Source organism: Candidatus Pantoea rara (genome assembly GCF_051136265.1).
GTDB lineage: Bacteria > Pseudomonadota > Gammaproteobacteria > Enterobacterales > Enterobacteriaceae > Pantoea > Pantoea rara.
Genome location: NZ_CP194942.1, coordinates 771093 through 791830, shown reverse-complemented (window position 1 = coordinate 791830; position 20738 = coordinate 771093). Strand labels below are relative to the sequence as shown.

General features: G+C 54.7%; 19 protein-coding genes and 1 other RNA gene. 5 read left to right on the top strand and 15 right to left on the bottom strand.

What is annotated here, in order from left to right:
• Positions 1-40: 40 nt before the first annotated feature.
• From gcvH to ACR8BF_RS03845, 6 genes are all read right to left on the bottom strand, one after another.
• Positions 41-427 (bottom strand): glycine cleavage system protein GcvH, encoded by a 387-nt coding sequence (gene gcvH, locus ACR8BF_RS03870; RefSeq protein WP_136196821.1) that lies wholly within the window; start codon positions 425-427, stop codon positions 41-43.
• A gap of 23 nt (positions 428-450) precedes the next feature.
• Positions 451-1548, bottom strand: coding sequence for a glycine cleavage system aminomethyltransferase GcvT (gene gcvT, locus ACR8BF_RS03865; protein WP_292987736.1), 1098 nt, complete (start codon positions 1546-1548; stop codon positions 451-453).
• A 431-nt stretch (positions 1549-1979) separates the two neighbouring features.
• Positions 1980-3182, bottom strand: a complete 1203-nt coding sequence (gene ubiI / locus ACR8BF_RS03860; protein WP_292987738.1) for an FAD-dependent 2-octaprenylphenol hydroxylase — start codon at positions 3180-3182, stop codon at positions 1980-1982.
• A 13-nt stretch (positions 3183-3195) separates the two neighbouring features.
• Positions 3196-4374, bottom strand: coding sequence for a 2-octaprenyl-6-methoxyphenyl hydroxylase (ubiH, locus tag ACR8BF_RS03855; RefSeq protein ID WP_292987740.1), 1179 nt, complete (start codon positions 4372-4374; stop codon positions 3196-3198).
• Positions 4371-5693 (bottom strand): Xaa-Pro aminopeptidase, encoded by a 1323-nt coding sequence (pepP, locus tag ACR8BF_RS03850; protein WP_434745570.1) that lies wholly within the window; start codon positions 5691-5693, stop codon positions 4371-4373. Before pepP ends, ubiH begins: the two co-directional genes overlap by 4 nt.
• A gap of 46 nt (positions 5694-5739) precedes the next feature.
• The gene (locus ACR8BF_RS03845; protein ID WP_179898494.1) at positions 5740-6318 is read right to left on the bottom strand and encodes a YecA family protein; all 579 of its coding nucleotides are present in this window, start codon (positions 6316-6318) and stop codon (positions 5740-5742) included.
• A gap of 170 nt (positions 6319-6488) precedes the next feature.
• Between ACR8BF_RS03845 and zapA the strand changes: the two genes are divergently transcribed.
• The 3 genes from zapA (at position 6489) to ACR8BF_RS03830 (ending at position 7726) form a co-directional block, all read left to right on the top strand.
• Positions 6489-6818, top strand: a complete 330-nt coding sequence (zapA, locus tag ACR8BF_RS03840; protein ID WP_090965854.1) for a cell division protein ZapA — start codon at positions 6489-6491, stop codon at positions 6816-6818.
• 40 nt (positions 6819-6858) lie between these two features.
• A non-coding RNA gene (gene ssrS / locus ACR8BF_RS03835) (6S RNA) lies at positions 6859-7041 on the top strand.
• Between the two features lie 91 nt (positions 7042-7132).
• Complete coding sequence (locus tag ACR8BF_RS03830; RefSeq protein ID WP_434745911.1) at positions 7133-7726, top strand: 5-formyltetrahydrofolate cyclo-ligase; 594 nt, start codon at positions 7133-7135, stop codon at positions 7724-7726.
• A gap of 257 nt (positions 7727-7983) precedes the next feature.
• Here ACR8BF_RS03830 and serA read toward each other — a convergent pair whose 3' ends face one another.
• Both serA and rpiA read right to left on the bottom strand, forming a co-directional pair.
• Positions 7984-9222 (bottom strand): phosphoglycerate dehydrogenase, encoded by a 1239-nt coding sequence (serA, locus tag ACR8BF_RS03825; RefSeq protein WP_434745569.1) that lies wholly within the window; start codon positions 9220-9222, stop codon positions 7984-7986.
• A 279-nt stretch (positions 9223-9501) separates the two neighbouring features.
• Positions 9502-10161, bottom strand: a complete 660-nt coding sequence (gene rpiA, locus ACR8BF_RS03820) for a ribose-5-phosphate isomerase RpiA (RefSeq protein WP_434745568.1) — start codon at positions 10159-10161, stop codon at positions 9502-9504.
• 181 nt (positions 10162-10342) lie between these two features.
• Between rpiA and ACR8BF_RS03815 the strand changes: the two genes are divergently transcribed.
• Positions 10343-11248 (top strand): LysR family transcriptional regulator ArgP, encoded by a 906-nt coding sequence (locus tag ACR8BF_RS03815; RefSeq protein ID WP_179898497.1) that lies wholly within the window; start codon positions 10343-10345, stop codon positions 11246-11248.
• Positions 11249-11280: 32 nt separating this feature from the next.
• On the opposite strand, the gene ACR8BF_RS03810 is transcribed toward ACR8BF_RS03815, so the two are convergent.
• The 7 genes from ACR8BF_RS03810 to tkt all read right to left on the bottom strand — a co-directional run bounded on the left by ACR8BF_RS03810 (position 11281) and on the right by tkt (position 19701).
• Positions 11281-12003 (bottom strand): oxidative stress defense protein, encoded by a 723-nt coding sequence (locus ACR8BF_RS03810; RefSeq protein ID WP_292987745.1) that lies wholly within the window; start codon positions 12001-12003, stop codon positions 11281-11283.
• Positions 12004-12147: 144 nt separating this feature from the next.
• Complete coding sequence (gene argO, locus ACR8BF_RS03805; RefSeq protein WP_434745567.1) at positions 12148-12771, bottom strand: arginine exporter ArgO; 624 nt, start codon at positions 12769-12771, stop codon at positions 12148-12150.
• A 126-nt stretch (positions 12772-12897) separates the two neighbouring features.
• Positions 12898-13779, bottom strand: a complete 882-nt coding sequence (gene mscS / locus ACR8BF_RS03800) for a small-conductance mechanosensitive channel MscS (protein ID WP_179898500.1) — start codon at positions 13777-13779, stop codon at positions 12898-12900.
• 192 nt (positions 13780-13971) lie between these two features.
• The gene (gene fbaA / locus ACR8BF_RS03795) at positions 13972-15051 is read right to left on the bottom strand and encodes a class II fructose-bisphosphate aldolase (RefSeq protein WP_010248835.1); all 1080 of its coding nucleotides are present in this window, start codon (positions 15049-15051) and stop codon (positions 13972-13974) included.
• A gap of 105 nt (positions 15052-15156) precedes the next feature.
• Positions 15157-16320 (bottom strand): phosphoglycerate kinase, encoded by a 1164-nt coding sequence (gene pgk / locus ACR8BF_RS03790; protein WP_136196161.1) that lies wholly within the window; start codon positions 16318-16320, stop codon positions 15157-15159.
• Between the two features lie 51 nt (positions 16321-16371).
• Positions 16372-17391 (bottom strand): erythrose-4-phosphate dehydrogenase, encoded by a 1020-nt coding sequence (gene epd, locus ACR8BF_RS03785; protein ID WP_179898502.1) that lies wholly within the window; start codon positions 17389-17391, stop codon positions 16372-16374.
• A gap of 315 nt (positions 17392-17706) precedes the next feature.
• Entirely contained in the window at positions 17707-19701 is a 1995-nt protein-coding gene (gene tkt, locus ACR8BF_RS03780; protein ID WP_314985487.1) for a transketolase, read from the bottom strand.
• Positions 19702-19972: 271 nt separating this feature from the next.
• Between tkt and ACR8BF_RS03775 the strand changes: the two genes are divergently transcribed.
• A complete protein-coding gene (locus tag ACR8BF_RS03775; protein WP_179898504.1) occupies positions 19973-20728 on the top strand; it encodes a M48 family metallopeptidase in 756 nt (251 codons plus the stop codon).
• The last annotated feature ends 10 nt before the right edge of the window (positions 20729-20738 follow it).

Sequence of the window (20738 nt, the reverse complement as noted above, 5' to 3'; positions counted from 1 at the left end):
AAACAGAAATCTGCGGCCTCTGTACGAGGCCGCCTGACGACTACTCGTCGATGGAGGCTTTATAAGCATCCGCATCCAGCAGCGTGTCGATTTCAGACGCGTCGCTGGCTTTAATTTTAAATAACCAGCCGCCGTCATAAGGCTCGCTGTTGACCTGCTCCGGTGAGTCAGTCAGTGCTTCATTGACCGCGACAATCTCACCGCTGACTGGCGCATAGATATCTGAAGCCGCTTTAACGGATTCTGCAACCGCGCACTCTTCACCAGCGGCAAACGTCGCGCCTACTTCCGGCAGATCGACAAATACCATGTCGCCCAGTAATTCCTGCGCATGTTCAGTAATCCCCACCGTGTAGCTGCCATCGGCTTCTTTGCGCACCCATTCGTGGCTGTCGCGGTACTTCAACGTATTCGGCACATTGCTCATTGGCCATTTCTCCTGAATAAAATTTACTGGGCGACCGGTTTACCGGCGCGGACAAAAACGGGACGGGTAACCTGGACGGGCATCTGGCGGTTACGGATCTCAACAATGGCGGTGTTGCCTACGGAGGCTGGTACACGCGCCAGGGCGATGCTGCAACCCAGTGTCGGTGAGAAAGATCCACTGGTGATGATCCCCTCCTGCGGCTGCCCCTGGTCATCGGTGAAACGCACCGGCTGGCCGTTACGCAGCACCCCTTTTTCAGTGAGGATCAGCCCCACCAGTTTTTCGGTGCCGCGTTCACGCTGCAGTTCCAGCACTTCCCGACCAATGAAGTCGCGGTCAGCGGGTTCCCAGCAGACCGTCCAGCCCATATTGGCGGCCAGCGGTGAAACGCCTTCGTCCATCTCCTGACCATAAAGATTCATTCCGGCTTCCAGACGCAGCGTGTCGCGTGCGCCCAGTCCGGCAGGTTTGACGCCAGCGGCCAGCAGACGCTGCCAGAAATCGGCCGCCTCATCTGCAGGCATCGCAATTTCATATCCCGCTTCGCCGGTGTAGCCGGTGGTCGCGATAAACAGGTCACCTGACTGCACACCAAAAAACGGCTTCATGCCAGCAACAGCCTGACGCTGCTCCTCACTGAACAGCGTCTGCGCTTTCTGCTGCGCCTGCGGGCCCTGCACAGCAATCAGCGCCAGGTCATCACGTTCCGTCAGCGTAATGCCATAGCCCTGCGCATGTTGCGTAATCCAGGCGAGATCGTTTTCACGGGTCGCGGAGTTCACCACCAGCCGGAAGAATTCCTCGCTCATAAAGTAAACAATCAAATCGTCAATGACGCCACCCGAAGCATTCAGCATTCCGGTATAGAGCGCTTTGCCTGGCTGCGTCAGTTTTGCCACATCATTTGCCAGCAGGTAGCGCAGGAATTCGCGGGTACGCGGGCCTGTCAGATCGACAATGGTCATGTGAGAAACATCAAACATCCCGGCGTCAGTGCGCACCACATGGTGTTCATCCATCTGGGAGCCATAGTGCAGCGGCATCATCCAGCCATGAAAATCCACCATACGGGCACCGCAGGCCTGATGCTGTTCAAACAGAGGTGTTTGCTGAGTCATAACCATCCTGTGCAGAAGCGAGTGAGGGCAAAAGTGCGTCGGAATTTGTGCCGACGCAAACGTTCTCTTATGGCTGACGTTACCACCGAATTTGACGTTTAACCATAAGCAAACCGGGGTCGAAAGCAGATACACAGCCTAACCAGGAACAGGAAATGACAGGATAAAAAACTGCAATTTTGTGATTAATCGCGCAATAAATGCAGGGCTTTTAAATATACACAGCAAATTTATGCGGGATGGCGTTCAGGATGTTAAAAAAAACCCTTTGCGCGCAGAGAGATGGATGAGAAAAAGTAATGCGAATTCGCTCGCAAAATTAGAATAAATCAAACGAAGACCTCTGCTGGTGCAGCGTTGCCTTTTGGTGGTGCAGAGGGATTCAGGCATAAAAAAAGCCAGCAGACGCTGGCTTATAAGAAGGCGTGGATTTAGCGTAACCAGGCGGGCAAATCATTCAGGCCCATCGCCTGCTTCAGCATTAGAGGTTTTACTCCTGGCAGCCGATCAGCCAGCTTCAGACCGACGTCACGCAGCAGTTTTTTCGCCGGATTATTGCCTGCGAACATCTCCCGGAAGCCCTGCATTCCTGCCAGCATCATTGCGGCGCTGTGTTTACGGCTGCGCTCGTAGCGACGCAGATAGAGGTGCTGACCAATATCTTTGCCCTCCTGATGCAGACGGCGAATCTCACCAATCAGCTCGGCAGCATCCATAAAGCCAAGGTTAACGCCCTGGCCCGCCAGCGGATGAATGGTATGAGCTGCATCGCCCACCAGCGCCAGACGGTGTGCCGCAAAGTTGCGGGCATAGCGCGCCACCAGCGGAAACGACTTGCGCTCGCTTTCCAGCTGGCACAGGCCGAGTCGCATATCAAACGCGACAGAGAGCTGCTGATTGAACAACGCTTCCGGCATGGTCTCCAGACGGCTCGCTTCCTGCGGCGAGAGCGACCAGACGATGGAGCTTATATGCGGATCCTGCATTGGCAGGAAAGCCAGAATACCATCGCCGTGGAACACCTGTCGCGCCACCGCGTCGTGCGGTCTTTCAGTGCGGACGTTAGCGACTAACGCATGGTGATCGTAGTCCCAGAAGGTGAGCGGGATATCGGCTTTGTTGCGCAGCCAGGAGTTAGCGCCATCAGCGGCAATCATTAATCGCGCACTTAACATGCTGCCATCTTCCAGGGTAACAAAGGCTTCATTATCACCAAACGCCACCTGCTGTAACTGCGAGGGTGCCATTATCGTCACGTCGCTGCAGGCGCTGGCACGCTGCCAGAGTGCATTGTGGATCACCGGGTTTTCGATGATATGGCCAAGATGTGACAAGCCCTGATGCTGATCATCAAAGGCAATGGAACCGAAGCTGTCCTTATCCCACACTTCCATGCCGTGATAAGCGCTTGCACGCAGTGAGAGTATGGTCGACCAGACATCCAGCTTCTGCAGCAGCCGCTCGCTGGCGGCGTTGATTGCCGACACGCGAATAGACGGGGACGCACTCAGCGCCAGCGGTGGCTCCGGCGATTTTTCCAGTACGGCGATGCGCAGTCCGCTGCCCTGCAAGCCGCAGGCCACAGCCAGTCCCACCATACCGCCACCGGCAATCACCACATCAAAAGTTTGCATCTGAGCCTCTTTATTAACGCTTAACCCAGCCAAGCGTACGCTCAGCCAGTTGATTTCGTAACCACGGCAGATGATCCATCGCCAGCAGGCCCAGGTTACGTCCAGCTACCATCGGGCCATAGCGATTCGCAAAGGCGCGAACCAGTCCGTCGGTGATACCGATAGTGGCGGCGCGATCGGGCTGACGGCGCTGCTGGTAATGATGCAACACCGCATAGCTGCCGGGATCCTGCTGTTGACGATGGGCGGCTGCCAGCGTTTCAGCCAGCGACATCACATCGCGCAAGCCCAGGTTGAAGCCCTGCCCGGCAATCGGATGCAGCGTCTGTGCTGCATTGCCCACCACCGCCACCCGATGCGTCACTGGCGACATCGCCCGGTGCAGCGCCAGCGGGTAAAATTCACGCTGGCCGGTGTGGGTGAATTTGCCCAGTCGCCAGCCAAAAGCACGTTGCAGATGGCTCAGGAATTCGGCCTCGCTCCACTGCTCAATACGTTCACGCTGCGAAACCGGATGACACCAGACCAGTGACAGACGGTTGCCGGACATCGGCAACAGCGCCAGTGGGCCATGTTCGGTGAAACGCTCGAATGCCCGGCCCTGATGGGGAAGCGCGGTGGAGACGTTGGCAATCACCGCAAGCTGCTGATAATCGTCCCGTTGCCACTGAATGCCGCACGAGGCAGCCAGCGCAGAGCGCGTACCATCTGCTGCCACCAGCAGTTTGCCGCTGAGTTGTTCGCCACTGTCCAGCGTTACCTCAACCTGCTGTTCGCTACGGCGTGCCTGGGTGACGCGCGCCGGACAGCGTAACGTCACGCCAGGGGCTTTTTTCAGTTCAGCGAAAAGACGCTGACCGACGTCAAACAGCTCAACAACCTGTCCCAGCGCCGGAATGGCGTAGTCAGCCGCCGCCAGCGACACAAAGCCCGCATGACCGCGATCAGAAACATGGATATCGGTAATCGGCGTAGCACAACGGGCGATGTGCTGCCACAGATTAATGTCAGCCAGCTGCTGGCAGGTTCCGGCAGAGAGCGCAATAGCGCGGCCATCGAAACCAGGATGCGCCCGGCTGCCTGGCTCGCTGCTTTCAATCAGCGTCACCGGCAGTGTGCCCTGGGTCAGATGGGAGATCGCCAGCGCCAGCGTCGCCCCGGTCATGCCGCCACCGGCAATCAGAATCGTCATGCCTGTTTTGCCGCCGCCATCAGTGCTTCAATCTCATCGGCCTCTTTAACTACGCTGTCGGTGAGATTCTCAATGCCATCTTCAGTGATCACGATGTCATCTTCGATTCGGATGCCGATGCCGCGATACTGCACAGGCACATCCGCATCCGGTCCGATATAAAGACCCGGCTCGACGGTTAACACCATGCCCGGTTCCAGAATCCGGTCGCGGCTCGGTGTGCCGTAGTGGCCGACGTCGTGAACATCCAGCCCCAGCCAGTGGCCCAGGCCATGCATGTAGAACTGGCGATGCACTTCTCCGGCGATCAGCGTATCGACGTCGCCCTCCAGGATGCCCAGCTCAACCAGACCGGTGATCATGATGCGTACCACTTCATCATTCACTTCCCGAATGCTGACGCCAGGCCGGAACATCTCAAGCGACCGCTTCAGCGAAGCCAGTACGATGTCATAAATGGCACGCTGCGCCGGGCTGAACCTGCCGTTCACCGGGAAGGTGCGCGTGATATCCCCGGCATAGCCATGGAACTCACAGCCTGCATCGATCAGCACCAGATCGCCGTCACGCATTTCACTTTCATTTTCGGTGTAGTGCAGAATGCAGCCGTTTTCCCCGGCACCCACGATGGTGTTATAGGAGGGATAACGCGCGCCGTGACGAGTAAATTCGTGATGAATTTCCCCTTCGAGCTGATATTCAAACATGCCCGGCTGGCAGGTTAGCATCGCGCGGGTATGCGCCAGTGCGCTGATTTTCCCGGCGCGACGTAACAGCTCAACCTCGTCCGCATCTTTAAACAGGCGCATCTCATGCACCCACGGACGCCAGTCAATGACGGTAGCAGGCGCGCTGAGATTCTGGCGGAATCCGCGACGCAGTTTATCCAGCGCGCTGAACACAAGGGTGTCCGCATGGGCATATTCGCCCTGCGCATGGTAAATCACATCCAGACCATTCAGCAGCAGGTGCAGCTGTTCACCGATATCGTTCCAGGGCAAAGCGCGATCCACGCCCAGTTTATCTGGCGCGGCCTCCTGGCCCAGCCGACGGCCAGACCAGACTTCCGCTGCGGGGTCACGCACGCGGTTAAATAGCACACTGTGATTATGATTTTCATCGCTTTTGATCAACACCAGCAGCGCCTGCGGCTCGTTGAAGCCGGTGAAATAGCTGAAGTCGCTGCTCTGGCGGAACGGATATTCCGTGTCATTACTTCGCGTTACTTCAGGCGCAGCAAAAATCAACGCTGCGCTGCCAGGCACCATCTTCGCCAGCAGCGCCTGACGACGCTGCAGGTATCGTTCCAGTGAAATCATCTCTGCACTCCCTGTAAACTGACCGGTTAAATTCGTTGACCTGAAATTAGTGTAGCGTCGGTTTTTGCACTTCTGGCGCGGTTGGCTGCGGACGGGTGAAGGTATCGTGGCACAGCAGTGCAGCGACACGCACATACTCGATCACCTCTTCCAGCGACTGCTCCAGCTCTTCCTGGTCTTCATCTTCTTCGTAACCAAGCTGTGCGATAGTACGCAGATCATCGATTGCTTCGCCGGTTTCGCCGGTGACTTTATCCAGTTTAGGCTGTGTTACCCCCAGGCCGAGCAGAAAATGGTTAACCCATCCTGCCAGCGCATCCGCACGGTCAAAGACAGTGATGTCGTCATCAGCAGGCAGCAGCAGCTGAAACAGGAAGCCGTCATCTTCCAGCGTGGTGGCGGTGTGCTCGTGCAGGGCCGCCAGCGGCACCGCAAGCGTGTGTGAAAACGCCATGCCTTCGTTAGCCAGATCGTGTACCAGCGTCTTCCAGCTGGTGTCCTGGTTGCCGCCACAGAGGATCCCGCTCAGCAGGCCGTGCATTTCAGCGGGCGTCATTCCAATGCCCTGCTGTGAGAGCACCGCCGCGAGCGCGTTGTAATCGGGGGTTGCGTTCTGTAAGGACATAAGTTTTCATCGTCGTTGGCAGAATAAGTTCGTGTTATGCTACCACTAGCTGCCTCAAGGTTTCCAGAAAAGGGGTTGTATCTTATTTCGTGGGTCTATATAGTTGCCCGCCTCCCAAGCCATTGACTGCTAAGGGAGTTGCGAGCGAAGTAATCAGTCAGGAAGGTGGCATGTCTGCACAACCGGTAGATTTACAAATTTTTGGTCGTTCGTTGAGAGTGAATTGTCCGCCAGAGCAGCAAGATGCGCTCAATAGCGCGGCTGAAGATCTCAATCAACGGTTGCAAGATCTAAAAGTTCGCACTAGAGTCACCAATACAGAACAACTGGTGTTCATCGCCGCGTTAAACGTCTGCCACGAGCTGGCGCAAGAGAAAGTGAAAACGCGCGATTATGCTGCTAATATGGAACAGCGTATCCGTATGTTGCAGCAGACGATTGAACAGGCATTAGTTGAGCAGGGTCGTATCTCTGATCGTGAGGGTGCGAAGTTCGAATAAAACTTCATGGTTGCTATACTTAAAGTAACGGTGAGGTAAATTTTCTCTGAGATGTTTGCATGTGGGCCAGTCCCCTGAGCCGATATTTCGAAAAAACAGAATGTGACGCTCGTAACCTGTGTGCATGCTCGGTTCGTCCGAGAAGCCTGATGGTTATGACGGCATATTCACCTTGAACCAAGGGTTCAAGGGTTACAGCCTACGGCGGCATCTCGGAGATCTCTCTTCCTGTAGTCCTGCTTTCTTCCCCATACCGACATGTTATAGTCGCTGTTCAGCGACTTATCCGGCGGGGAATCATGTCTGAATCTTCCATGTCATCACCTTCAATGATACAGCGTCAGGTTATCCGTCAGCAGGTACGCCATCTGCGTCGTGCGATGACTGATGATCAGCAGGCCCTGGCAGCCGAACAACTCGCTGACCTCGCCCTTAACTACGCTCCCATGACTGCCGCGCGCAATATTGCTCTGTTTTTGTCGGTTGATGGTGAGCTGAATACCCGTCCGCTGATTGCCAGACTCTGGCATCTGAAGAAAGCCGTCTATCTTCCCGTTTTACACCCCTTCTCCCCCGGTAATTTACTGTTTTTGCGCTACTCGCCCGATACTCCCTTGCACATCAATAAACTTCGTATTCCTGAACCGCCGCTGGATATCCGGCAGTTGATTACGCTTGATCAGCTGGATCTGATGATGGTGCCGCTGGTGGCGTTTGATCAGCATGGGCAGCGACTGGGGATGGGCGGAGGCTTCTATGATCGCACCCTGCAGAACTGGCGGCAGCATGGCTTTTTGCCCGTGGGTCTGGCACACGATTGTCAGCAGGTTGACAACCTGCCTGTGGCGGAATGGGATGTCCCTTTGCCGGCAGTGATGACGCCGTCAAAACTCTGGCAGTGGGAGTAGCAGAGCCGCTGTTATGGGCTTTTTCAGACGGCTCAGAAACCCGAATCAGGGTGAAGCCTGCAACAATGGAATAGCACCACGCATAGGGAATACGGTTGAAGAGGAAAGCGTCCCGCGTGCGGGACGAGCAGTCAGGGATGACCTGTTTGCGACTTTCCGATCTGACCGGGTTTACTGAGCAGACTCAGTAAACCCGGTCAGATCGTAACTGACAACATGAAGTGGGGCTATTCAGCGCCACTTCATGTCTGCATCGCTTAGTAAAGCAGACGGGCGCGGATAGTACCCGGAATGGCCTTCATCAGCTGCAGCGCGTTCTCTGCCACTTCCGGCTCTGCATCAATGTCGATAACTACATAACCCATAAACGGCGAGGTTTGCAGATACTGGGCGGCGATGTTAATGCCCTGCTCGGCAAAAATCTGGTTGATGGCTGTCAGCACGCCAGGACGGTTCTCATGGATGTGCAACAGACGACTGGCGCTGATGCCGTGAATCGGCAATGACACTTCCGGGAAGTTAACAGCTGACAGGGTGGAGCCGTTATCGGAGTATTTCGCCAGCTTACCCGCAACTTCAATCCCGATGTTCTCCTGCGCTTCTTCCGTCGATCCGCCAATGTGCGGCGTCAGGATCACGTTGTCGAACTCACTCAGTGGCGAAATAAACGGCTCGCTGTTAGTGGCGGGTTCTGTCGGGAAGACGTCGATAGCCGCGCCACCGACATGTTTACTGGCCAGCGCATCGCACAGCGCCGGAATATCGACCACGGTACCGCGTGAGGCGTTAATCAGCAGCGCACCAGGCTTCATCTGCGCCAGCTCCTCTGCATCAATCATATCCTGTGTAGAGGCTGTCTCCGGCACATGCAGGCTGACAACGTCGCTCATGTTGAGCAGATCGGCAAGATGGCGTACCTGCGTGGCATTACCCAGCGGCAGCTTGTTTTCAATGTCGTAGAAAAAAACATGCATACCCAGACTTTCTGCCAGTACGCCCAGCTGCATGCCGATATGACCGTAACCGATGATACCCAGCTTTTTGCCACGCGCTTCAAATGAGCCTTTGGCAATCTTGTTCCAGATGCCTCGGTGCGCTTTCGCATTCGCTTCCGGGATGCCACGCAGCATCAGCAGCATCTCACCAATCACCAGCTCCGCAACCGAACGGGTATTCGAGAATGGCGCATTGAACACCGGAATCCCCCGGCTGGCAGCAGCCTGAAGATCAACCTGGTTGGTACCGATACAGAAACAGCCAACAGCGACCAGCTTCTCAGCCGCCGCAAAAATCTCTTCAGTGAGCTGGGAGCGGGAACGGATACCAATGAAGTGCGCATCGCGGATCGATGCTTTTAACGCATCGGAGTCCAGCGCGCCCTTGTGGAATTCGATGTTGGTATAGCCTGCAGCCCGCAGGTTCTCTAGCGCGCTCTGATGGACACCTTCCACCAGCAGGAACTTAATCTTATCTTTTTCCAGTGATACCTTTGCCATTTCCCGATCCTATTCAGCATTCAATGAGGACTACCATAAGCCAGCCTTCTGTCAAAATATCAAAAAAATCGCGTCCGGCAATACAAACGATTGCCCGGCAGCCAGCACGGCAACGGCTGACAGCCGCACATTGCCGGACAAAATCATGAGGTCGGCGGAGATGAGAGAACGAACCCACTGCCGATGACGCTTATGTGACATAAGTCACCAAATTTCACCGGCGCGAGAAAAGATGATTTGCAGGCAGAAATAACCGGCGCCTTTACAGCGCCAGACAGATCATTTTTTGATGGTTTTCACCCCATCAGGCCCGCCAATTAACGCGATATCGGCTCCGCGCGCAGCAAAAAGGCCCACGGTGACCACGCCAGGTAAGGCGTTGATAGTTTTTTCCAGCTCAATCGGGTCGAGAATACGCAGATTATGCACATCGAGAATAATGTTGCCGTTGTCTGTGACCACGTTCTGACGATACTCCGGTAAGCCCCCCATTTTCACCAGCTGACGCGCCACATAGCTGCGCGCCATCGGAATCACTTCAACCGGCAGCGGGAAACGGCCCAGCACATCCACCTCTTTTGAAGCGTCAGCGATACAGATAAAGGTCTCTGCCACCGCAGCCACGATCTTTTCACGCGTCAGCGCTGCGCCACCGCCTTTGATCATCTGCATCTGTGGGTTGATCTCATCCGCGCCATCAACGTACACCGACAGCACATCAAGCTCGTTCAGATCGAACACCTGAATGCCCAGGCTTTTCAGCTTCTGGGTGGAGGCATCGGAGCTGGAGACAGCACCTTCGATCTGATGCCTGACCGTGGCAAGCGCATCAATAAAGTGTGCTGCGGTAGATCCGGTGCCTACGCCAACAACGGTGCCCGGCTGCACGTACTCAAGTGCAGCCCAGCCAACGGCTTTTTTCAGTTCATCCTGGGTCATGGTATGTTTAAAACCTGTGCGACAACGAAGTGCGCGTAGTATAAAACAAGGCTTGCTGAAAATGCTCGGCTGACCGCCGTGGATTTATCGCTTTGGAAGCCAGCCCACAAAAAACAAGAGAGCCATCACAGGTGACACTTTTGTGGCATAGTGACGTCCACCCTGAGGAGAGAGAACAATAATGAAACGCCCGGATTATCGAACGCTTCAGGCGCTGGATTCAGTGATCCGCGAACGCGGATTTGAGCGTGCCGCACAAAAATTGTGTATCACCCAGTCGGCAGTTTCACAGCGTATCAAGCAGCTGGAGAACCTGTTTGGGCAGCCGCTGCTGGTGCGCACCGTGCCGCCGCGTCCGACCGAACAGGGTCAGAAACTGCTGGCGTTACTGCATCAGGTTGAGCTGCTGGAAGAGGAGTGGCTGGGCGATGAGAACAGTGGTACCACGCCACTGCTGCTGTCGCTGGCGGTCAACGCCGACAGTCTGGCGACCTGGTTGTTGCCTGCGCTGAAAGATGTGCTGGCTGATTCTCCCGTCCGCCTTAATCTGCAGGTCGAAGATGAAACCCGCACCCAGGAGCGTCTGCGCCGGGGTGAAGTGGTGGGTGCAGTGAGTATTCAGCCGCAGCCGCTGCCAAGTTGTCTGGTGGATCAGCTCGGTGCGCTCGACTACCTGTTTGTGGCGTCACGCGACTTTGCCGATCGCTTCTTCCCGAACGGCGTCACCCGCTCTGCCCTGCTAAAAGCGCCTGCGGTGGCGTTTGACCATCTTGATGATATGCATCAGGCCTTCCTGCAACAGAACTTTGATCTTTCACCGGGCAGCGTACCCTGTCACATCGTGAACTCTTCTGAGGCCTTTGTGCAGATGGCCCGGCAGGGTTCGACCTGCTGTATGATCCCGCATCTGCAGATTGAGCGTGAGCTGGCGAGCGGTGAGTTAATTGATTTGACGCCGGGTTTGTATCAGCGCCGGATGCTCTACTGGCATCGCTTTGCGCCGGAAAGCCGGTTAATGCGTCGGGTGACCGATGCGCTGATTGCGCATGGGCATCGGGTGCTGCGTCAGGATCATGTCGCAGCCTGAAAACAAAAACGGGGCATCAGCCCCGTTTTGCATTATGGCGTATTGGGCTTGATTTCAAACACTACATCAACCTGATCGTCAAAGTTGATGCTCTGCTGATCATAGGTCTCCTGAGCCGTGGTATCTGCCGCTGCAGCCGCTTTATACATGCGGTTCATTGGCATCGGCTGATAGTTGGCGACCTGATAACGAATGCTGTAAATCGATCCCAGCTTCGCGTTAAAGCCTTCAGCCAGTTCAGATGCCTGCTGAGTCGCGTTTTTAATCGCGGCTTTACGTGCCTGCTCTTTGTAGCTCTCCGGGTTTGCCACGCCCAACTCGACGCTGCGCACTTCATTCAGACCGGACTTCAGCGCCCCGTCCAGCAGATCATTCAGCTTGTCCAGTTGACGCAGGGTGACCTGTACCTGACGCACCGCACGATAGCCTTTCAGTACCGATTTACCCTCTTTGGTGTAATCGTACTCTGGCTGCGTGCTCAGGTTAGCCGCATCGATGTCTTTCTTCTCAATACCGTTTTTCTGCAGAAAATCGAAATATTGCGCAACGCGGCTATCCGCCTGCTTCTTCGCATCTGCGGCATCTTTTGATGACACGTTCACCACGATAGAGAGCGTTGCGATATCGGGACGGGCATCGACCGTTGCCTTGCCTGAGGTCACCACGTGCGGTCCGTTCGGTAACTCATCAGCGTGTACGCCAGGCAATACGCCAGCGCTCATGATTGCGGCCAGAGCCAATGCTTTCAGTTTCATGAAAGTCCTCCTTGAAAAGGTCACTATGACGGCTTCCAACCGGCGAAGCCCAAAAGCGCATGGGTATGCGCCATGCTTTGAGTGGTCATTATGGCAAAAGTTCGCCCGCAGCGCGGCAATTACTGCCACGGATCGAGGCTGGGATCAAAAACCAGCAATGCCCTGGCGCGCCAGCTGCAGGGCGATAAACCACATCACAGCACCTACCAGCAGGTTAATAATGCGCTGTGCTTTCGCGGTGCGCAGGCGCGGTGAGAGCCACGCAGCCAGCAGGGCCAGACCGAAGAACCAGAGAATCGACGCGCTGATAGTACCCAGCGCGAACCACTGACGCGCCGTGGTGGTCGGCAACTGACCGCCAAGACTCCCGAGCACCACAAAGGTGTCGAGATAAACGTGCGGGTTAAGCCAGGTCACCGCCAGCAGCGTCGCAATAATACGTCCTCTGCTGTGCTTTAACGGCTCGCCATCCACCAGAGCGGCGTCGCCACGAAAGGCGCTTCGCAGCGCTCCCCAGCCATACCAGACCAGAAAAGCCACGCCCGCCCAGGTAATCATCATCAATAGCAGCGGAGACTGGCTAAGCAGCGCGCTACCGCCAAAGATGCCAGCGCATATCAGCAGAATATCGCTCAGCGAGCAAAGTGCCGCCGTCAAAAGATGATACTGGCGCTTTATGCCCTGATTCATCACAAAAGCGTTCTGCGGCCCCAGCGGCAGGATCAGTGCAGCACCCAGAGCAAGCCCCTGAAAGTAGAGAGATATCACTGGATTTTTTCCTCACATGGTCAGATGTGGGGGAAGTATAAAGAGAGGGAATGATTAGCGGAAATTGAAAAAATTAATCTGCGATTAGCAGAATTAATGGGCGACCGATGCCGCCCATTAAAATCGTTACTGCGGCTGTGTCTCTGGCGTAGGTGCATCCGACTGTCTGACGCGGTGCAGATGCACGTCCATCTGCGGATAAGGAATACCAATCCCTTTACCATCCAGCGTACGCTTGAAGTTCTTCATCAGGTCCCAGTAGACGTTCTGCAGGTCTCCACTGTTGCTCCAGCAGCGCACGACAAAATTCATTGAGGATGCGGCTAACTCATTAAGCCCAATCTGGATACCCATCTCTTTTAATACACGCTCATCTGCTTCTACGACTTCCCGCAGCAGCGTCAGAACCTGATCAACATCTGCATCGTAGGAGACGCCGATAATAAATTCATTGCGGCGTACCGGCTCACGCGAAAAGTTAACGATGTTTCCGGCAAGAATTTTACCGTTCGGCACCACCACTCGCTTGCCATCAGCTGACTTGAGCGTTGTGGAGAAGATCTGCACGTTCATTACCGTCCCCATGATCCCACCCAGATCAACAAACTCACCGGTTCGGAAGTGGCGGAAAATCACCAGCAGCACACCAGCAGCAAGGTTTGACAGGGAATCCTTTAATGCCAGACCCACGGCCAGACCGGCCGCACCAAGGATTGCGATGACCGAAGTTGTCTGTACACCAATGCGTCCGAGTGCGGCGATAAGTGTGAATGCGATAATACCGTAGCGCACCAGCGCCGACAGAAAGTCAGCAACAGTCGTATCAATGTGGCGCGCAAGCAGCAGACGATTAGCGGCGTTGGAGATGATGCGTGCAATCATCATACCCACAAAGATAATCGCAATGGCTGCGACAATGTTGACCGCATAGCTAATCAGGAGCTCCTGATTGCGTACTATCCAGTTACCTGCGTTGTTGAGTTCATCAAACATACCCGTATCCTGCATGGAACCGTCCTGTAATTAAATTCCCAAGGGAAGTAACAACATATTGTCAGAACCGCTCTGACAATCCCTGACAAAAGGGTAAACAATAAATGCCAGCGTGCCAATCCTGCATGACTTTTGACGCAAATCAGGCAAAAAAAGGTCAAAAAAAAGGCCCTTTCGGGCCTTTTTTGTACGGTAACTAAACGTCAGTTACAGAACGTCGACAGCGTTAAGCTCTTTGAAAGCCTGCTCCAGACGCACCACCATAGAGGCCTGGGCAGAACGCAGCCAGACACGTGGGTCGTAGTATTTTTTGTTTGGTTTGTCGGCGCCTTCCGGATTACCCAGCTGCGATTGCAGATAGCCTTCGTTCTTTTTGTAGTACTGCAGGATGCCGTCCCAGGTTGCCCATTGGGTATCGGTATCGATGTTCATCTTGATCACGCCGTAGCTGATAGACTCTTCGATTTCTGCAGCTGAAGAACCTGAACCGCCGTGGAAAACGAAGTCCAGCGCGTTGTGCGGCAGACCATGTTTTTCACATACATATTTCTGTGAATCACGCAGAATGGTTGGGGTCAGTTTCACGTTACCTGGCTTATAAACGCCGTGTACGTTGCCGAATGAGGCCGCAATGGTGAAGCGCGGGCTGATAGCATTCAGTTTTTCGTATGCGTAGTTCACATCTTCTGGCTGAGTGTAAAGGGCAGATGCGTCCATATGGCTGTTATCAACGCCATCTTCTTCACCACCGGTGCAGCCCAGCTCGATTTCCAGCGTCATGTCGAGTTTCGCCATGCGCGCCAGGTACTTGCTGCTGATTTCGATGTTTTCTTCCAGTGACTCTTCTGACAGGTCGATCATGTGAGAAGAGAAAAGTGGCTTACCGTTTTTCTGGAAGTACTCTTCACCCGCGTCCAGCAGACCGTCGATCCACGGCAGCAGTTTCTTAGCGCAGTGGTCAGTATGCAGGATAACCGGCACGCCGTACTGCTCTGCCATCAGGTGAACGTGGTGTGCACCGGCGATAGCACCGAAGATTGCCGCACCCTGTGGTTTGTCAGTCTTGAAGCCTTTACCGGCGATAAATGCAGCACCACCGTTAGAGAACTGGATGATGATTGGCGCTTTAACTTTCGCCGCCGCTTCCAGTGCTGCATTGATAGAGTCGGTGCCGACGCAGTTTACGGCTGGCAGTGCGAATTTGTTCTCTTTCGCAACTTTGAAGATCTTCTGTACGTCATCACCAGTGACAACGCCGGGTTTTACGAAATCAAAAATTTTAGACATGATTGTGTCCTGTTTCGTGACCGTTGTTCCCCTTGAGGAACGTCGATTTAAACGCCCAGACGGGCAAGACTTCAGGCGATACCGCAAGGCATCGCCCCCAAAGGATTACTGCTTCGCACGCTCTTCCAGCATGGCAACTGCAGGCAGTTTTTTGCCTTCCACGAACTCAAGGAACGCGCCGCCGCCGGTAGAGATGTAGGAAATTTTGTCTTCGATGCCGAACAGGTCGATAGCCGCTAAGGTATCGCCGCCGCCTGCAACAGAGAAAGCATCGCTGTCTGCAATGGCGTTAGCCACGATCTCGGTGCCTTTACGGAAGTTAGGGAATTCAAACACGCCTACCGGGCCGTTCCACAGGATGGTTTTCGCATCCTTCAGGATGGCAGCCATGGCCTGAGCGGTTTCATCGCCGAAGTCCATAATCTCTTCGTTATCCGCTACTTCCGAAACCTTTTTCACGGTTGCTGGTGCAGTTTCAGAGAATTCTGTGCCGACACGTGAGTCAGTTGGAACCGGGATACCGTGCTGATCGCGCAGGCCCTTAGCCGCTTCAACGAAGTCGGGTTCATAAAGTGACTTACCGACATTGTTGTCGATAGCCACGAAGGTGTTTGCGATGCCGCCACCTACAATCACGGTATCCGCGATTTTGACCAGAGACTGCAGCACGTCAAATTTGGTAGAGACTTTAGAACCGCCTACGACAGCCACCAGCGGACGCTCAGGGTTGCTCATGACTTTACCCAGTGCTTCCAGTTCTGCTGAGAGCAGCGGACCAGCACAGGCGATAGGGGCAAATTTGCCAACGCCGTGGGTAGAAGCCTGCGCGCGGTGTGCAGTACCAAACGCGTCCATCACGAATACGTCGCACAGGGCCGCATATTTTTTAGACAGTGCTTCGTCATCTTTCTTCTCGCCTTTGTTAAAGCGAACGTTTTCCAGCACAACCAGTTCGCCAGCGCCGACTTCAACGCCATCGAGGTAATCTTTTGCCAGGGTGACGGTGGTGCCGCTCAGCTTGTCTTTCAGGTAGTTAACTACCGGCAGCAGCGAGAACTCTTCGTTGTATTCACCTTCGGTCGGACGACCCAGGTGAGAGGTAACCATTACTTTCGCGCCCTGTTTCAACGCCGCTTCAATGGTTGGCAGAGAAGCACGGATACGTGCATCAGACGTCACTTTACCTTCTTTAACTGGTACGTTCAGATCGGCACGGATCAGAACGCGTTTACCCGCCAGATCCAGATCGGTCATCTTAATTACAGACATGGTGAATCCTCTCGTTGATTCTCATAAGTTTTGCCAGACGCAAACCGCGTCTTACCTGAAACCGCTTGCGGCCATCGCTAACGTCGTGTCGAGCATTCGGTTAGCAAAGCCCCATTCATTGTCACACCAGACCAGTGTCTTGATAAGGTGTTGACCGCTGACCCGCGTTTGTGTTCCGTCCACAATGGCACTGTGCGGATCATGGTTAAAATCTACTGAGACTAACGGTAATTCCGTGTAGTCAACTATACCACGAAATGCCCCTTCTGCCGCGCTTCGCAACAAGGTGTTAACGTCACACGCTGTTACCGCGTTATGCACTGAGACGCTGAGATCAATGGCCGTCACGTTAATCGTCGGGACGCGAACGGCTATCGCCTCAAAGCGATCGTTGAATTTCGGAAAAATACGGGTAATGCCTGCCGCCAGGCGAGTATCCACCGGGATAATCGACTGACTGGCGGCGCGGGTCCGGCGCAGATCGCTGTGATAGGCGTCGATCACCTGCTGATCGTGCATCGCCGAGTGGATCGTGGTAACAGTGCCGGATTCGATACCAAACTCATCATCCAGCAGTTTAATGACCGGGATAATGCAGTTCGTGGTACAGGAAGCGTTGGAAACGATGCGGTCGCTGGCGGTGAGATCCTGCTGGTTAACGCCGAACACGACGGTGGCGTCGAGATCGTTTCCGCCGGGATGAGAGAACAGCACTTTTTTGGCACCCGCCTGCAGATGGGCTTCGCCATCAGCCCGTGAGCCATAGACGCCGGTGCAGTCCAGCACCACATCCACATCAAGTTCACGCCACGGCAAATCGGCTATTTCTGCACGGTGCAAAATGCGCAGGGTATCGCCCCCCACCCACATGACATCACGCTCCTGGCGGACATCGAAAGCAAAACGGCCATGGCTGGTATCGTATTTCAGCAGGTGCGCCATACCGGTGGCTTCTGCCAGCTCGTTAATCGCGACGACGGTGATCTCTGCACGTCGGCCCGTCTCATAGAGCGCACGCAGGACGTTGCGTCCAATCCGGCCAAAACCATTTATCGCTACCCGTACCGTCATTTCTCTCCTGCCACGTCAGACTGAAAAAAACGTGCCGTTAGCCTGAGCGTTTCACTGCACTTTGTACAGGAGATTCTTACCCGGCATTGTCCGAAATCAGGGCGGTTCGCCCCGCAACTGAAACGGTTCAGCCAGAATAATAGAAGGAAGGAATAACAGGAATGATTGCGATCAATCTGACTGCTTAAATTTGGATCTGCGTCACAAATTGAAGCCAGAATTGTTTATTACTGCAGGAATAAAATAGCAAAAGGGACGAAACGCTCGTCCCTTTAGTTTCACTGCCAGACGGGAGCAGGCCCGCCTGGCCGATTTTTACGCCAGCAGCGCTTTCGCTTTCGCGACCACATTGTCGACGGTGAAGCCAAACAGCTCGAACAGCTGATCAGCCGGAGCAGATTCGCCGAAGCTGGTCATACCCACGATAGCACCGTTCAGGCCGGTGTATTTGAACCAGTAATCCGCGATGCCCGCTTCGATAGCAACACGAGCGCTGACCGCTTTCGGCAGCACAGATTCACGGTACTCATCGCTCTGCTTGTCGAAAGCATCGGTTGACGGCATAGAGACCACGCGCACTTTGCGGCCTTCGCTGGTGAGTTTGTCCCAGGCACCGACAGCCAGTTCAACTTCTGAACCGGTCGCGATCAGGATCAGCTCAGGCGTACCGTCGCAATCTTTCAGCACATAACCACCGCGCGTCACGTTAGCCAGCTGTGCAGCATCACGTTCCTGCTGCGCCAGGTTCTGACGGGAGAAGATCAGCGCCGTCGGGCCATCCTGACGTTCGATGGCATATTTCCATGCCACCGCGGATTCAACCTGGTCACATGGACGCCACAGGCTCATGTTTGGTGTGGTACGCAGGCTCGCCATCTGCTCTACCGGCTGATGCGTCGGGCCATCTTCGCCCAGACCGATAGAGTCGTGGGTGTAGACCATGATCTGACGGATCTTCATCAGTGCCGCCATACGCGCTGCGTTACGCGCATATTCAACGAACATCAGGAAGGTGGCGGTGTAAGGCAGGAAGCCGCCGTGCAGCGCCAGGCCATTGGCGATGGCGGTCATGCCGAACTCGCGTACGCCGTAATGGATGTAGTTACCAGCCGCATCTTCGTTGATAGGCTTAGAGCCAGACCAGATAGTCAGGTTACTCGGTGCCAGGTCGGCAGAGCCGCCCAGATATTCCGGCAGGATTTTACCAAAGGCTTCGATAGCATTCTGTGAGGCTTTACGGCTGGCGATCTTCGCCGGGTTCGCCTGCAGCTGCTCAACGAATTTCTGCGACTCTTCCTGCCAGTTCGCAGGCAGTTCGTTGCTCACGCGACGTTTGAACTCGGTGGCCAGTTCAGGATGTGCCTGCGCATACGCAGCGAATTTCTCATCCCATGCAGCTTCTTTCGCCTTGCCTGCTTCTTTCGCGTCCCACTCAGCGTAGATGTCTGAAGGAATAACGAAGGGTGCGTGGTTCCAGCCCAGCTGTTTGCGGGTCAGTGCCACTTCGTCATCACCCAGCGGTGCGCCGTGTGAATCGTGGGTGCCCGCTTTGTTCGGTGAACCGAAGCCGATTACTGTTTTGCACATCAGCAGTGAAGGCTTGTCGCTGACGCGCTTCGCTTCGTCGATCGCTTTAGCAATCGCATCTGCATCGTGACCATCAACGCCGCGCACCACGTGCCAGCCATAGGCTTCAAAGCGCTTAGCGGTGTCATCGGTGAACCAGCCATCAATGTGACCATCGATAGAAATACCGTTGTCATCGTAGAACGCAACCAGTTTGCCCAGCTTCAGCGTACCCGCCAGTGAGCAGACTTCGTGAGAAATACCTTCCATCATGCAGCCATCACCCATGAAGACATAGGTGTTGTGGTCTACGATGTCATGACCCGGACGGTTAAACTGCGCGGCCAGTGTGCGTTCAGCAATGGCGAAGCCGACGGCGTTGGCGATGCCCTGCCCCAGCGGACCGGTGGTGGTTTCAACGCCCACGGTGTAGCCATATTCAGGGTGACCTGGAGTTTTTGAGTGCAGCTGGCGGAAGTTTTCCAGCTCGCTCAGTGGCAGATCGTAGCCGGTCAGATGCAGCAGGCTGTAGATCAGCATGGAGCCGTGACCGTTAGAGAGCACGAAACGGTCGCGGTCAGCCCACAGCGGGTTGGTTGGGTTATGGTTCAGGTAGCCGCGCCAGAGTACTTCAGCGATGTCCGCCATGCCCATTGGGGCACCCGGATGTCCCGATTTCGCTTTCTGTACTGCATCCATACTTAACGCACGAATGGCGTTGGCAAGCTCTTTACGAGAGGGCATTTTCTACTCCAGGTCGGATTAATGCTTCGCACCTTAACTGATTGTTATTAATGAGTTATCGGGCAAAACAAGGAAAAAGTTGCCCATCAATGTACATGAAAGTCAGGTCAAAAGTACATGTTGTAAAACGCTAAATGTCACCGCTTCGTATGGCTTTTTCGGCGAGGTCTGCTAGCAAAGTGCAGACTGGCACGCTATAACCAAATCGTTTATTCATCTGAGTGTGTTTCAGGTGTTTGTTTTTCTTACCTTGTTATGGATGGGATACAGCATGAAAACCAAAAAAATGGTGTTAGCACTTGGCCTGACGGCAATGCTCAGCGGTTGTCAGGGTTTAGACAATAATGCGCTGATGCAATCTGGCGCGCAGGCGTATCAGGCTTATAGCCTGAGCGACGATCAGGTAAAGCTTCTGAGCGATAAATCCTGTGAGCAGATGGACAAAGATAATCAGCTTGCGCCAGCCAACAGCGAGTATCAGCAGCGTCTGAACAAGATCGCGGCCGCGCTGGGCGACAACATCAACGGGGTTCCCGCGAACTATAAGGTTTATCAGACTAAAGATGTCAACGCCTGGGCGATGGCAAACGGCTGCATCCGCGTTTACAGCGGTCTGATGGATATGATGACCGACAATGAAGTGGAAGGCGTGCTGGGCCATGAGATGGGCCACGTGGCGTTAGGCCATACGCGTAAAGCAATGCAGCTGGCGTATGCCACGACCGCCGCCCGCACGGCAGCGGCCTCAGTGGGCGGCGTAATCGGTTCACTGTCACAGTCGCAGTTGGGTGAAATGGGTGAAAAGCTGGTTAATGCTCAGTTCTCCCAGACTCAGGAATCGCAGGCAGATGACTACTCTTACGATCTGATGAAGAAGCGCAACATCAATCCAGAGGGTCTGGTGACCAGCTTCGAAAAACTGGCGAAACTGGAACAGGGTCGTCAGAGTTCAATGTTTGACTCGCACCCGGCTTCTGAAGCGCGTGCCGCGCACATCCGTGAGCGCATTGCTGCTGACGCGAAGTAACGCATAATGC

Bases quoted from the DNA above. Each gene is read 5' to 3' on its own strand.
- gcvH (WP_136196821.1), bottom strand. From the start codon at position 427: ATGAGCAATGTGCCGAATACGTTGAAGTACCGCGACAGCCACGAATGG.
- gcvT (WP_292987736.1), bottom strand. From the start codon at position 1,548: ATGACTCAGCAAACACCTCTGTTTGAACAGCATCAGGCCTGCGGTGCC.
- ubiI (WP_292987738.1), bottom strand. From the start codon at position 3,182: ATGCAAACTTTTGATGTGGTGATTGCCGGTGGCGGTATGGTGGGACTG.
- ubiH (WP_292987740.1), bottom strand. From the start codon at position 4,374: ATGACGATTCTGATTGCCGGTGGCGGCATGACCGGGGCGACGCTGGCG.
- pepP (WP_434745570.1), bottom strand. From the start codon at position 5,693: ATGATTTCACTGGAACGATACCTGCAGCGTCGTCAGGCGCTGCTGGCG.
- ACR8BF_RS03845 (WP_179898494.1), bottom strand. From the start codon at position 6,318: ATGTCCTTACAGAACGCAACCCCCGATTACAACGCGCTCGCGGCGGTG.
- zapA (WP_090965854.1), top strand. From the start codon at position 6,489: ATGTCTGCACAACCGGTAGATTTACAAATTTTTGGTCGTTCGTTGAGA.
- ACR8BF_RS03830 (WP_434745911.1), top strand. From the start codon at position 7,133: ATGTCATCACCTTCAATGATACAGCGTCAGGTTATCCGTCAGCAGGTA.
- serA (WP_434745569.1), bottom strand. From the start codon at position 9,222: ATGGCAAAGGTATCACTGGAAAAAGATAAGATTAAGTTCCTGCTGGTG.
- rpiA (WP_434745568.1), bottom strand. From the start codon at position 10,161: ATGACCCAGGATGAACTGAAAAAAGCCGTTGGCTGGGCTGCACTTGAG.
- ACR8BF_RS03815 (WP_179898497.1), top strand. From the start codon at position 10,343: ATGAAACGCCCGGATTATCGAACGCTTCAGGCGCTGGATTCAGTGATC.
- ACR8BF_RS03810 (WP_292987745.1), bottom strand. From the start codon at position 12,003: ATGAAACTGAAAGCATTGGCTCTGGCCGCAATCATGAGCGCTGGCGTA.
- mscS (WP_179898500.1), bottom strand. From the start codon at position 13,779: ATGCAGGATACGGGTATGTTTGATGAACTCAACAACGCAGGTAACTGG.
- fbaA (WP_010248835.1), bottom strand. From the start codon at position 15,051: ATGTCTAAAATTTTTGATTTCGTAAAACCCGGCGTTGTCACTGGTGAT.
- pgk (WP_136196161.1), bottom strand. From the start codon at position 16,320: ATGTCTGTAATTAAGATGACCGATCTGGATCTGGCGGGTAAACGCGTT.
- epd (WP_179898502.1), bottom strand. From the start codon at position 17,391: ATGACGGTACGGGTAGCGATAAATGGTTTTGGCCGGATTGGACGCAAC.
- tkt (WP_314985487.1), bottom strand. From the start codon at position 19,701: ATGCCCTCTCGTAAAGAGCTTGCCAACGCCATTCGTGCGTTAAGTATG.
- ACR8BF_RS03775 (WP_179898504.1), top strand. From the start codon at position 19,973: ATGAAAACCAAAAAAATGGTGTTAGCACTTGGCCTGACGGCAATGCTC.